At 65.6% G+C, this 12,535-nt stretch carries 10 protein-coding genes; 6 read left to right on the forward strand and 4 right to left on the reverse strand.

Annotated elements, in window-relative coordinates; all coding sequences use genetic code 11:
- Nucleotides 1-93: 93 nt before the first annotated feature.
- Together GRI40_RS00790 and purF are read right to left on the reverse strand one after the other, a co-directional pair.
- A complete protein-coding gene (locus tag GRI40_RS00790) occupies nucleotides 94-807 on the reverse strand; it encodes an SDR family NAD(P)-dependent oxidoreductase (RefSeq protein ID WP_160609582.1) in 714 nt (237 codons plus the stop codon).
- Entirely contained in the window at nucleotides 808-2,280 is a 1,473-nt protein-coding gene (purF, locus tag GRI40_RS00795) for an amidophosphoribosyltransferase (RefSeq protein WP_160609583.1), read from the reverse strand.
- 206 nt (nucleotides 2,281-2,486) lie between these two features.
- Between purF and GRI40_RS00800 the strand changes: the two genes are divergently transcribed.
- The 6 genes from GRI40_RS00800 to GRI40_RS00825 all read left to right on the forward strand — a co-directional run bounded on the left by GRI40_RS00800 (nucleotide 2,487) and on the right by GRI40_RS00825 (nucleotide 10,304).
- Nucleotides 2,487-3,728, forward strand: a complete 1,242-nt coding sequence (locus GRI40_RS00800) for a lipoprotein-releasing ABC transporter permease subunit (protein WP_160609584.1) — start codon at nucleotides 2,487-2,489, stop codon at nucleotides 3,726-3,728.
- Nucleotides 3,721-4,401 (forward strand): ABC transporter ATP-binding protein, encoded by a 681-nt coding sequence (locus tag GRI40_RS00805; protein WP_160609585.1) that lies wholly within the window; start codon nucleotides 3,721-3,723, stop codon nucleotides 4,399-4,401. The genes GRI40_RS00800 and GRI40_RS00805 overlap by 8 nt, the downstream gene beginning before the upstream one ends.
- Nucleotides 4,398-4,877 (forward strand): glutathione peroxidase, encoded by a 480-nt coding sequence (locus GRI40_RS00810; protein WP_160609586.1) that lies wholly within the window; start codon nucleotides 4,398-4,400, stop codon nucleotides 4,875-4,877. Before GRI40_RS00805 ends, GRI40_RS00810 begins: the two co-directional genes overlap by 4 nt.
- A gap of 78 nt (nucleotides 4,878-4,955) precedes the next feature.
- The gene (dnaE, locus tag GRI40_RS00815; RefSeq protein ID WP_160609587.1) at nucleotides 4,956-8,426 is read left to right on the forward strand and encodes a DNA polymerase III subunit alpha; all 3,471 of its coding nucleotides are present in this window, start codon (nucleotides 4,956-4,958) and stop codon (nucleotides 8,424-8,426) included.
- A 46-nt stretch (nucleotides 8,427-8,472) separates the two neighbouring features.
- Complete coding sequence (locus GRI40_RS00820) at nucleotides 8,473-10,098, forward strand: long-chain fatty acid--CoA ligase (RefSeq protein ID WP_160609588.1); 1,626 nt, start codon at nucleotides 8,473-8,475, stop codon at nucleotides 10,096-10,098.
- 29 nt (nucleotides 10,099-10,127) lie between these two features.
- Nucleotides 10,128-10,304 (forward strand): hypothetical protein, encoded by a 177-nt coding sequence (locus GRI40_RS00825; protein ID WP_160609589.1) that lies wholly within the window; start codon nucleotides 10,128-10,130, stop codon nucleotides 10,302-10,304.
- Between the two features lie 37 nt (nucleotides 10,305-10,341).
- On the opposite strand, the gene cysK is transcribed toward GRI40_RS00825, so the two are convergent.
- On the reverse strand, nucleotides 10,342-11,262 hold the full coding sequence (gene cysK / locus GRI40_RS00830; RefSeq protein ID WP_160609590.1) for a cysteine synthase A: 921 nt from the start codon (nucleotides 11,260-11,262) through the stop codon (nucleotides 10,342-10,344).
- Complete coding sequence (locus GRI40_RS00835) at nucleotides 11,259-12,533, reverse strand: MFS transporter (protein ID WP_160609591.1); 1,275 nt, start codon at nucleotides 12,531-12,533, stop codon at nucleotides 11,259-11,261. Before GRI40_RS00835 ends, cysK begins: the two co-directional genes overlap by 4 nt.
- Nucleotides 12,534-12,535 lie beyond the last annotated feature (2 nt).

The raw sequence follows: 12,535 nt of genomic DNA on the forward strand, positions 1-12,535 counted from the left end.
GTCTGCCTTGCCCGCCGCGCGCGTGCACGGGGGGCTTCGGCAGAAGTGCAGCAGGCTGGTTTACGGCTCGTCACCGGAAGTGGTTAATCGATACTAACCGATACGCTCCCGGTGGCGTGTAGGGAATTCGCCTTGCACCAGTTCGACGATGCGGCGGGCCACGTCTTGGGGCGGTTTCACGCTCGCCGGGTCTTCTCCGGGATAGGCCTTGGCCCGCATCGCCGTGCGCGTGGCGCCGGGATCGAGCACGGCAACGCGCACCTTTGAAAGCTTCTCCACCTCGGCGGCATAGCAATCGAGGAGGACTTCGAACGCCGCCTTGCTGGCCCCGTACGCCGCCCAGTAAGCCCTCGGCGCGGAACCGACCGAGCTGGTGAGGCCGATGACTTTCGCGGCAGGCGCGCGCTTAAGCAGCGGATCGAACGCCGCCAGCAGCGCCTGCGTCGCCAGCACGTTGACGGTCAGTGCCTGACCGAATTGCTTCGGCTCGATCTGCGTGACCGGCGTGAGGGCGGGCATGTGCGCGGCGTTGATCACCAGCACGTCGAGCTTGTCCCAGCGCTGCGCCAGCGCGGCGGCGAGGCGCGGCACGCCGTCGGGCTCGACAAGGTCGAGAGGGGCGATCGTGGAGCTGCCGCCGCCTGCGTGGATGGCGTCCTCCACCGCCTCGAGGCCCTTCACGTCGCGCGCGGTCAGGATCACATGCGCGCCGGCCCCGGCGAGCGCGATGGCGGTCGCCGCGCCGATGCCCTTGCTGGCGCCGGTAACGAGCGCAACTTGCCCGGAAAGTGCTGTTTCTCCCGTCACTTAAGCGACCTTGTTGACAGGAAGGTTGAGCTGCGCATCGGCCGTTTCGCGTGCGTTGAGATCGGTCAGCGCGGTGGGGTAATCGCCGGTGAAGCAGGCATCGCAGAACTGCGGCCGCGCCGGATTGCGACTTGTCTCCCCGACGGCACGATAGAGCCCGTCGATCGACACGAAGGCCAGGCTGTCGGCCTTGATGAATTCGCGCATCGGTTCGACATCCATCCGCGCGGCGAGCAGCTTCGAGCGTTCCGGCGTGTCCACCCCGTAGAAGCACGAATGCGCGGTCGGCGGGCTGGCGACACGGAAGTGAACCTCCGTCGCGCCGGCTTCGCGCATCATCTCCACGATCTTCAGGCTGGTGGTGCCGCGTACGATCGAATCGTCGATCAACACGATCCGCTTGCCCGCCACTAGGCCGCGGTTGGCATTATGCTTGCGCTTCACGCTGGAGTGGCGCGCGCTGTCGCCCGGCTGGATGAACGTGCGGCCGACATAGTGGGAGCGGATGATGCCGAGCTCGAACGGCACGCCGGACTGCTGGGCATAGCCGATCGCCGCGGGAACGCCGCTGTCGGGCACGGCCACCACCAGGTCCACGTCCACCGGCGCCTCCAGCGCCAGCTCGCGGCCGATCGCCTTGCGCGCTTCGTAAACCGAACGACCGTCGAAGATCGAATCGGGCCGGCTGAAATAGACGTGCTCGAAAATGCACGGGCGCGCATGATGCGTGCCGAAGGGGCGGAGCGAGCGGATGTTGCCGTCGAAATCGACCTGGACCAGTTCGCCAGGCTCCACCTGCCGGACGAACTCCGCGCCGACCACGTCGAAGGCCACGGTTTCGCTGGCGAATACCGTGGCGTCGCCCAGCTTGCCCATGACCAGCGGGCGGATGCCCAGCGGATCGCGGCACGCCACCATGCCTTCCGGCGTCATCACGATCAGCGAATAGGCGCCCTCCACCAGTCGCAGCGCATCGACCAGGCGATCGATCGTGGTGGGATAGCGGCTGGTGGCGACGAGGTGGATGATCACCTCGGTATCGGAAGTCGACTGGAAGATGGCGCCCTTGCCGACCAGTTCCTGGCGCAGCGTGCCGGCGTTGGAGATATTGCCGTTGTGCGCCACCGCGAATCCGCCGGCGGCGAGATCGGCATAAAGCGGCTGCACGTTACGCAGGCCGGAGCCGCCGGTCGTCGAATAGCGGACGTGACCGGACGCCATGATGCCGGGAAGCGAAGCGATCGCGTCCTGCGCGGAGAAATTCTCCGCAACATGACCCGTTCCGCGCAGCGAATAGAATTCTCTTCCGTCGAAGCTGGTGATGCCGGCCGCTTCCTGCCCGCGGTGCTGAAGCGCATGGAGACCGAGCGCGGTCAACGCCGCTGCATCGGGCGAACCGATCGCGCCGAAGACGCCGCACTCCTCGCGGAGCTTGTCGCCGTCCGCAGTTTCGAACGGATGGAATATTGTCATGGGTGGCCCGGCCTTGCTGCTCGCGGCTGCTCGCGCAGGGGCTCAATGGCGATCTTGCGCCGCGATGACAAGGGGCGGTTCCCGCCATTTGGGACAGGCCGGGCATGAGACAATCCGTTACCGGGCCCCCCATTGCGCGCCAGCCCTGCGCTCCCTAAACCGCCCGCGCAATGTCATCCGCCATCTTTTCGGGATAAACCGCCCCCTTGCTGCTTTCTCCATTCGAATGGACCGTCGCCAAGCGCTACATGCTGCCCGGCAAGGGCGAAGGGTTCATCGCCCTCGTCGCAGGGATCAGCGTGGGCGTGGTCATGCTGTCGGTCGCGCTGCTCGTCGTGGTGATGAGCGTGATGAACGGCTTTCGCGCAGAGCTGCTGGACAAGATCGTGGGCCTCAACGGCCATGCTATCATCCAGGCGTACGGCGGGCGGCTGGATGACTGGCAGGATGTGCTGCAGGAGGTGCGCCAGACGCCGGGCGTCACCCGTGCCAGCCCGCTGATCGAACAGCCGCTCCTGGTCACATACAACGGCCGGGTCGAAGGGGTGCTGGTGCGGGGCAATACCGGGGAGGATATCCGCCGATTGCAGCCCAACGTCGTCGCCGGCAATCTCGCCGCACTGACGCCCGATGCCGCGCAAGTGGCGATTGGCGCACGGCTTGCGGAAAATCTCGGCATTCAGGTGGGCGAGACGATCACGGTCATCAATCCCGCGGGCCGGTCCACGCCGTTCGGCACGGTGCCGCGCCAGGTCGGCTACCGCGTTGCCGCGATCTTCGAGATCGGGGTCTACGACTACGACGAGAAGTTCGTCGTCATGCCAATTGCCGACGCGCAGACTCTCATGCTGATCGGCGACACGATCGGCATGATCGAGGTGAAGACCGACGATGCCGACAAGGTGGGCGAATACCTCGCCCCGCTGGCGCGCAAGCTTCAGGGAAGGGCGGTCGTCAACGACTGGAAGACGATCAATGCATCCTTGTTCGAAGCGCTGGAAGTCGAACGGGTGGCGATGTTCTTCGCGCTGTCGATGATCGTGCTGGTGGCTGCCTTCAACATCCTGTCCAGCCTGGTCATGCTGGTCCGTGCCAAGACCCGCGATATAGCGATCATGCGCACGATGGGGGCGACACGGCGCAGCCTGCTGAAGATATTCGTCACCACCGGCTTCACGATCGGCGCGGTCGGAACGCTGGCGGGTTTGGCGCTGGGCTTCATCGTGCTGTTTTTCCGCCAGAACATCGTCAACGCGATCCAGATCGTCACAGGGCAGAATCTCTGGGACCCGTCGGTCCGCTTCCTGTCGACCCTGCCGGCGCGTTCCGACCCGGTCGAAATCTTCGGCATCGCGGCGCTGGCCCTGACCTTGAGTTTCCTCGCCACGCTCTACCCCTCGTTCAAGGCGGCGAGCACCGATCCCGTGCAGGTGCTGCGCTATGAATGAAGAAGAAGCGGTTGTCCGCCTGACCAACCTCACCCGCTCGTTCGAGCAGGGCGGCGTGCGCATTGATGTACTGCGCGGGGTGAACCTTGCCATCCGGCCGGGTGAAATCGTCGCGCTGCTCGGGCCGTCCGGTTCCGGCAAGTCGACCATGCTGCAGGCCGTGGGGCTGCTGGAAGGCGGCTTCGGCGGCAAGATCGAGATCGCGGGCATCGACGCCAGCGCGCTGCCCACCGACGGCCGTACCAGGGTCCGCCGCGAGAACCTGGGCTTCGTGTACCAATTCCACCATTTGCTGCCGGACTTCAACGCGACCGAGAACGTCGTCATGCCCCAGCTCGTTTCCGGCCGCCACCGGTCCGAGGCGGAGACGCGTGCGCATGAAATCCTGACAGCGCTCGGCCTCGGCCACCGACTGACTCATCGTCCCAGCCAGCTTTCCGGCGGGGAGCAGCAGCGCGTGGCCGTCGCCCGCGCCCTGGCAAACCGGCCGCGGCTGGTCCTGGCGGACGAACCCACGGGCAACCTCGACGAACACACCGCCGACAAGGTCTTCGCCGAATTCCTCGACCTGGTGCGCGGCGAAGGGAGCGCGGCGCTGGTGGCCACGCATAACGAGCGGTTGGCCGCGCGCATGGACCGTGTGGTCCGCCTGCACGAAGGAGTGCTCGAATGACCACTATTGCCGACTTCACGGTCCGGAAGCCTGACGGCTCACCGCTCGACCTGCAGGATAAGCTCGGCAAGGTGCTGCTGGTCGTCAACGTGGCCAGCAAGTGCGGCTTCACCCCCCAGTACGAAGGGCTCGAAGCGCTGCAGCGCAAGTACGCTGACCAGGGATTCGAGGTGCTCGGCTTCCCGTGCAACCAGTTCGGCGCGCAGGAACCGGGCGACGCGGCGGAAATCGCCAGCTTCTGCAAGCTGACTTACGACGTGACTTTTCCCGTGCTCCAGAAAATCGACGTCAATGGCGAAAATGCCAGTCCTTTGTACGACTGGATGAAGGGCCAGGCGCCCGGCCTGATGGGATCGAAATCGATCAAATGGAACTTCACCAAGTTCCTGATCGGCCGGGATGGGAAGGTGGTGCGCCGCTACGCCCCGACCGATACGCCCGCGCGCGTCGAAAAGGACATTGAGCGGTTGCTCTGAACTGTCGTCCCACGGGTTGTGCACAGCTCGGCACAACAGCCTCTTTCCAATCGCGCCCGCACCCCTAACTTGCCGCCGATGCCTTACGCCCCCTTCGTCCCTTTGCGTGTCATGTCGAGCTATTCGATGCTCGAAGGGGCGATCGACCCGAAAGCCATTGCCGAGATGGCGGCGGAACGCGGTTTCCCCGCGGTCGCAATCTGTGACCGGAACGGTCTGTATGGCGCGATACCCTTCGCCGCCGCGTGTTTCGCCAAGGGCGTTCAGCCGATCGTCGGGGCGCTTCTCGGGGTATGCCGCGCGCCGGGCAGCGAGGTCATCGATCACATCCCGTTGTTCGCGCAGGACGAGGCGGGGTACGATAACCTGTGTCACCTCGTCAGCAGGGCCCACCTCGAACGGCCGCTCGAGATGGCGGCGCATGTTCATCTCTCCGATCTCGAAGGCCGCACGGAAGGCCTGATTGCCCTGACTGGGGCGGGCGAGGGCGGCGTGACCCGCCTCCTCGCCGAAGGCCGAGCGGACGAGGCGGAGGCACTGTGCGAGCGGTTGGAGGGCCTGTTTCCGGACCGCCTCTACGTCGAGCTTGCGCGAAGCAGCAGCGCCGTGAGCGATGCGGCTGAAGAAGGGCTGATCACGCTCGCGTATGCGCGCGACCTGCCGCTCGTCGCGACGAACCCGGCGCAATTCGCCGAACCGCATTTCCATGGCGCCCACGATGCCATGCTGTGCATTGCCCATTCGACGCACGTCGATGCGGCCGAGCGCCCCCGGTCCAATCCGGAAGCGTTCGTGAAGTCAGCACCGATGATGGCGGAGCTTTTTGCCGACGTTCCCGAAGCGATCGCCAACACGCTGGTGGTCGCGCAGCGCTGTGCCTACGCGCCGCCCACCCGGGCCCCGATCCTGCCCAGTCTTGCGGGCGACCTTGAGGGTGAGGCGCGGATGCTGGCCGAGGATTCCCGCCGGGGTCTCGCCGCGCGGCTGGAGAAGTACGGCGAGATCCCCGAAGAGGAACGCCGCGTCTATGCCGACCGGCTGCAGTTCGAAATCGACGTCATCAACCAGATGGGGTTTCCGGGCTATTTCCTGATCGTTGCCGACTTCATCAAGTGGGCCAAGGACAACGGCATCCCCGTGGGCCCGGGGCGCGGCTCGGGCGCGGGTAGCCTGGTGGCCTGGTCCCTCACCATCACCGACCTCGATCCGATCAAGCTCGGCCTGCTGTTCGAACGGTTTCTCAACCCCGAGCGCGTGTCGATGCCGGACTTCGACATCGACTTCTGCGAAACGCGCCGGGGCGAAGTGATCCGGTATGTCCAGGCCAAATACGGGCACGACCACGTCGCCCAGATCATCACCTTCGGCAAGCTGAAGGCCCGCGCCGTGCTGCGCGATTGTGGCCGCATCCTGCAGATGAGCTACGGCCACGTCGACCGGTTGTGCAAGATGGTGCCCAACCACCCGACCGATCCGTGGACACTGTCCCGCGCGCTCAACGGGGTGAGCGAGTTTCGGCGCGAGTATGAGACGCAGGACGAGGTGAAGCGCCTGCTCGACCTCGCGATGCAGCTCGAAGGGCTGCCACGCAACAGCAGCACACACGCGGCCGGGGTCGTGATCGGCGACCGTCCCCTCGCCAAGCTGGTGCCCCTCTACCGCGATCCCCGGTCGGACATGCCAGTGACCCAGTTCGACATGAAGCATGTCGAAAGCGCGGGCCTCGTGAAGTTCGATTTCCTCGGGCTCAAGACGCTGTCCGTGCTTCAGAAGGCGATCGAACTGCTCGCCATGCGCGGCATCGCAATCGATCTGAGCGCGTTGCCGCTCGACGATCCGGCCGTTTACGACCTGATGAAGAGCGGCAACACGGTGGGCGTGTTCCAGCTGGAATCCGAAGGGATGCGCCGCACGCTGACGGCAGTGAAGCCCACCAATTTCGGTGATATCATCGCGCTCGTGTCGCTCTATCGGCCCGGTCCGATGGATAACATCCCCTTGTTCGGGAAGCGCAAGGCGGGCGAGGTTGCGATCGAGTACCCGCACGAAAAGCTGGAAGGCATTCTCTCCGAAACCTACGGCATCTTCGTCTATCAGGAACAGGTCATGCAGGCCGCGCAGATCCTGGCCGGTTATTCGCTGGGCGATGCCGACCTTCTGCGCCGCGCCATGGGCAAGAAGGTGCAGGCCGAGATGGACGCGCAGCGCGAGCGTTTCGTGGATGGCTGCGCCGAAGTATCACAAATCCCGGCCCGCCGCGCCAACGAGCTGTTCGACCTCATCGACAAGTTCGCCGGGTATGGTTTTAACAAGAGCCACGCCGCGGCTTACGCTTTGCTGGCTTACCAGACAGGTTGGCTGAAGGCGCACTACCCCGAAGAATTCTATGCTGCATCGATGTGCTTCGACATGCACCAGTCCGAAAAGCTGGCGGTGTTCGTAGATGATGCTCGCCGCGCCGGGATCGAGATCGCGCCGCCTGACGTGAACCGCTCCGAAGCGGAATTCACCGTGGAGCGGACCGACGATGGCTACGCGGTGCGCTACGCCCTCGCGGGCATCCGCAACGTGGGCGAGAAGGCGATGGAAGCCCTCGTCGCCGAGCGCGAGGCGAACGGCTGGTTCGAAACGTTGGAGGACCTGTTCGGCCGCTTGCCCAAGGGTTCGATGAATTCCCGCCAGCTTGAGGGGCTGATCGCATCGGGCGCGCTTGACGGGCTGGAACCGAACCGGGCGAAGCTGTTCGCCAATGCCGACCTGCTGCTCGCGGTGACGGAGGCTGCCAATCGCGAGCGGGAAAGCGGCCAGGCGGGGCTCTTCGGCGGCGAGGCGCAAGTCGATACCGCGCTGCGGCTGAAGGATGCCGAGGACTGGCCCCGCGCCGAGCGCATGGCGCGGGAACGGGACAACTTCGGGTTCTATTTCTCAGCCCACCCGGTGGAACAGTATCGCGCCATCGCCTCCGCGAACGGGGCACGCAGCTTCGCCTCTTTGATGGGCGGCGGCGCGCCGTCTGGCGGGCGCGGGCCGGCGGTGATGGCGGCCATGGTGGAAAAGGTGAACCGAGGCCGCACCCGCAAGGGCAAGGACTTCGTCCGCGCCGACTTTTCGGACAGCAGCGGCCAGTTCTCAGCCGCGTGCTTCGAGGAAGCGCTGGTAGCCAGTTTCGCAAAGTGGGCCGACGAGAGCACTTGCGTGCTCCTCAATGTGGAGCTCGACAGCCCCAGTCCGGACGAACCGCCCCGGATCACGGTGCGCGGGGCCCGCCCGCTGAACGAGGTCAAGGCAGGGGCCCGGATGCGCCTCTCGCTCGATGTCACCGCGCCAGAGGCTCTGGCGGCGTTGCGCGATGCGCTGGCGCCAGGGCCTGAAGGGCGGGGCGAAGTGACCGTGCGGCTGCGCACCGGCGGTGCACGCGAACCGCTGATGTTGCTGGGCCGCAGTTTCCAGGTCGACGGCGATCTCGCCGAACGCTTGGCAAGCCTCGAGGGACTTGCCAATGTGCAGCTTACAACCCAGCGCGGGCCGAACCTGCGACTGGTCGCCTGATCCCGCTCTTTTCCGGCGGACAGGCCGGGAGAGGGAGACATTACGAATGCTGGGAGTCATGCAGGACTGGGACCTGGTGGTCACGCACCTGATCGACCACGCGGCCAGCGGGTATGGGTCACGCGAACACGTGACGCATTGGGCCGACGGCAGCGAAACGCGCACGACCTGGGCCGGGGTCCGCCGTGACGCGCTGAAGATGACGCAGGCCCTGCGCGCCGCTGGCGTGGGCAAGGGCGACCGCGTCGCCACGCTGGCGATGAACCACGCGCGCCATCTCGTCACCTGGTATGGCGCGGTTGGCGTCGGCGGCGTGCTCCACACGATCAACCCGCGTCTGTTCGACGAGCAGCTGGAATATATCGTCAACCACGCGGAGGACCGCGTGCTCCTATACGACGCGGCGTTCCAGCCGATCGTGGACCGCATGCGCGACCGCTGGCCGAGCGTGACGACCTACGTCTGCTTCGACCCGCCAGCCGGCAGCCAGGCGCTGGCCTTCGAAGACTGGATCGGTGCTTTCGACGGCAACACTACGTGGGAAAAGGTCGACGAGCGCGACCCGTGCATGCTCTGCTACACCAGCGGCACCACGGGCCATCCAAAGGGCGTGCTCTACGAACACCGCTCCACGATGCTTCACGCCATGGCCGGGGTGCAGCCCAATATCTTCGACCTCGACAGCCGGGCGGTGATGCTGCCGATCGTGCCGATGTTCCACGCGGCGAGTTGGGGCTTGCCGTGGTCGGGTGCGATCTCCGGCATCAAATTCGTCTATTCGGCGGTCAACGACCCCACGGTGCTGTGCGACTTGTTCGAGCGAGAGAAAGTCACGCATTCCGCCGGGGTGCCCACCGTGTGGTTGGCGATGTTCCAGTGCCTGGATGCGCAAGGGCGTGACGTGCGCGACCTTGGCGCTCTGCAGACGGCGGTGATCGGCGGCTCGGCTGCCCCGCGTTTCATGATCGAGCGGCTCATGAAGAACGGCGTAAGGGTGGCGCATGCCTGGGGGATGACCGAAACCTCGCCGATCGGCACCACGGGCGCCTATCCGTGGAACTGGGACGAGATGAGCTTCGCCGAACAGGTGGCCCTGGTCCAGAAACAGGGGCGCCCCGCCTTCGGCGTGGAGCTGCGCTGCGTAAGCCTGGACGACCCGAACGAGGTGCTGCCGCGCGACGGAGTGACGTCGGGAGCGCTCCAGGTGCGGGGTCCGTGGGTCATCAAGCGCTATTTCAAGGCGGAAGAAGACGCGGTCGATGCCGACCAGTGGTTCGATACCGGCGACGTGGGCGTGCTCCATCCCGATGGAACGCTGCAACTGACCGACCGGACGAAGGACGTGATCAAGTCCGGCGGGGAATGGATCAGTTCGGTCGAGCTTGAAAACGCCGCCGTCGGCCACCCGGCCATCGCCGAGGCCGCGGCCATCGGCATCGCCCATCCCAAGTGGGATGAACGGCCGATCCTCGTCTGCGTCGCCAAGGAAGGTCACAGCGTGACCCCCGGCGAAGTGCTCGACCACCTGGGCGACAAGGTTGCCAAGTGGTGGCTGCCCGACGCGGTGGAGTTCGTGGACGAAATCCCACACACCGGCACCGGCAAGATCAGCAAGAAAGACCTGCGCGAACGCTTCCGGGAATATCGCCTGGCCGGGGAAGAGGCGGGGTGAGCAGGTCCTGTCCGAAGTGCAATCGCCGCATGGAAGAAGGCTTCGTCATCGATGCCGGCGATTACAGCATGCCGCTGGTCGGCCACTGGCATCCGGGCAGCCCGCAGAAAACCTGGCTCGGCCTGCGGGTCGAGAAGAAGGCTAAGCGCGAAATCGTCTCGTGGCGTTGCACCGGCTGCGGGCTGCTGGAGAACTACGCGCCCTGACGGGGCGTTGCGCGATCCGCCAGCAACCCCACGAGCCTCAGGTTTCGGGCAGGAAGTCCGGCACCGACAGGTAACGTTCGCCCGTGTCGTAGTTGAAGCCAAGGATGCGGGACCCCGGCGCAAGTTCAGGCAGCTTCTGGGCGATCGCGGCCAGCGTCGCACCGCTCGAAATGCCGACGAGCAGGCCTTCCTCACGCGCGGAGCGGCGCGCCATTTCCTTGGCGTCCTCCGGCTCCACCTGGATGGCGCCGTCGATCGACTGGGTGTGCAGGTTGCCCGGGATAAATCCGGCGCCGATACCCTGGATCGGGTGAGGGCCAGGCTGCCCGCCGCTGATCACGGGCGAGAGGGTGGGTTCCACCGCGAAGGCCTTCAAATTGCTCCACGTTTGCTTCAGCACTTCTGCACAACCGGTCAGGTGGCCGCCGGTACCAACCCCGGTGATCAGCACGTCCACCGGGCTGTCGGCGAAATCGGCGAGAATTTCCTGCGCGGTGGTGCGCGCGTGAATCGCGACGTTGGCCGGGTTTTCGAACTGCTGGGGCATCCAGGCGCCATCGGTCTGCGCGACCAGTTCGGCTGCGCGGGCGAGGGCGCCGTTCATCCCCTTTTCCTTCGGCGTCAGGTCGAAGCTGGCACCATAGGCGAGCATGAGGCGGCGCCGTTCGATGCTCATGCTTTCGGGCATGACCAGGACCAGCTTGTATCCCTTGACCGCCGCCACCATGGCGAGGCCGATACCGGTGTTGCCGCTGGTCGGTTCGATGATGGTCCCGCCGGGCTTCAGCGCGCCGGAGCGTTCCGCATCCTCGATCATGGCGAGCGCGATGCGATCCTTGACCGAACCAGCGGGGTTGCTCCGCTCGCTCTTCACCCACACTTCGTGATCGGGAAACAGCCGCGACAGGCGAATATGCGGCGTGTTACCGATGGTATCGAGGACGCTGGCGGCTTTCATGTCGATCTCTCCTGCTCGGTTGGCGCCATATGTGGGGGCGCGTCGAAGGTCTTTGCAAGTCTGAGTTCCGGATAGAGGCGGGCCCACGCGAGCGTGATGCCGATTGCCGCCACCCCGCCGAACAGTACGGCACCCACGGGCCCCAGGATCGCCGCGAGCAGGCCGGATTCCGCTTCGCCCAGTTCGTTCGAGGCCGAAATGGTGAGCGCGGAAACGGCGCCGACGCGTCCGCGCATTTCGTCGGGTGTATGAAGCTGGATCAACGACTGGCGAACGTAAACGGACACCATGTCGGCGGCGCCCGCCACCATCAGGGCGGCGAAGCTGAGCCAGAACAGCTTGGACAGACCGAACACGATGATCGCTACTGCGAAGATCATGACGGCGCCCAGCATCTTGTTGCCGACGTTCGTCTTCATCGGGCGGAACCCGAACCATAGCGATCCCGCCGTGGCGCCGATCCCCATTCCGGCGGCAAGGATGCCGAACCCATCGGCGCCCACGTGCAGGATGTCGCGCGCGAAGACGGGCAGCAGCGCGCTTGCGCCCGCCAGCAGCACCACGAACAGGTCCAGCGTGATCGCCGCCAGCACCAGGCGGTTGTTGCGGACGTAGGCGAATCCGTCGATCATCCGCCGTAAGGGCCGGCGGTCCTTCTGCGCGGCAGGTTGGGGGACCCTGGAGACCAGGAAAAGGCCGGCAAGCGCCAAGCCCAGCATTCCCGATACCGATCCGTAGGCCACGTCAGGGTGGATTGCGTAAAGCACGCCGCCCAGGCTGGGCCCCGCGATGGTTCCGAGCTGCCAGGCCGTCGCGCTCACCGCGATGGCGGTCGGCAGGCTTTCACGCGGCACCAGATTGGGAGCGAGAGCGGAGAAAGCCGGGCCGGAAAATGCCCGCGCAAGGCCGATGAACACCGCCGCGACGAACAGCCACGGCAACGTCAGCTGATCGCTCCAGGTAAGGACGCCGAGCACCGCGGCATTGACCATCAGCAGCGCCGTGGTGCCGCGCACGATCCAGCGCCGGTCGAACGTGTCTGCGACAAGCCCCACGACCGGCGTCAGCAGGAACAGGGGCACGAACTGGGCAAGGCCGATCATGCCGAGCAGGAATGCCGACTGGTTGATGTCCATCGTCTGCCGGGCGATGTTGTACACCTGCCAGCCGATGATCATGCCTTGCGCGCTGATCGCGATGGTGGCGAACAGGCGCGACACGAAGTAGGCCCGAAAGTTCGCGATCCGCAGTGGGTGAGGAGTGGCGCTCACGG

Origin of the sequence: Tsuneonella aeria (genome assembly GCF_009827495.1) — a bacterium.
Taxonomy (GTDB): Bacteria; Pseudomonadota; Alphaproteobacteria; order Sphingomonadales; family Sphingomonadaceae; genus Tsuneonella; species Tsuneonella aeria.

What these genes read in the sequence shown, in the direction of transcription:
- cysK (WP_160609590.1), bottom strand. Translation starts at nt 11,262, where the DNA reads ATGAAAGCCGCCAGCGTCCTCGATACCATCGGTAACACGCCGCATATT.
- GRI40_RS00810 (WP_160609586.1), top strand. Translation starts at nt 4,398, where the DNA reads ATGACCACTATTGCCGACTTCACGGTCCGGAAGCCTGACGGCTCACCG.
- GRI40_RS00805 (WP_160609585.1), top strand. Translation starts at nt 3,721, where the DNA reads ATGAATGAAGAAGAAGCGGTTGTCCGCCTGACCAACCTCACCCGCTCG.
- dnaE (WP_160609587.1), top strand. Translation starts at nt 4,956, where the DNA reads ATGCCTTACGCCCCCTTCGTCCCTTTGCGTGTCATGTCGAGCTATTCG.
- purF (WP_160609583.1), bottom strand. Translation starts at nt 2,280, where the DNA reads ATGACAATATTCCATCCGTTCGAAACTGCGGACGGCGACAAGCTCCGC.
- GRI40_RS00820 (WP_160609588.1), top strand. Translation starts at nt 8,473, where the DNA reads ATGCTGGGAGTCATGCAGGACTGGGACCTGGTGGTCACGCACCTGATC.
- GRI40_RS00825 (WP_160609589.1), top strand. Translation starts at nt 10,128, where the DNA reads ATGGAAGAAGGCTTCGTCATCGATGCCGGCGATTACAGCATGCCGCTG.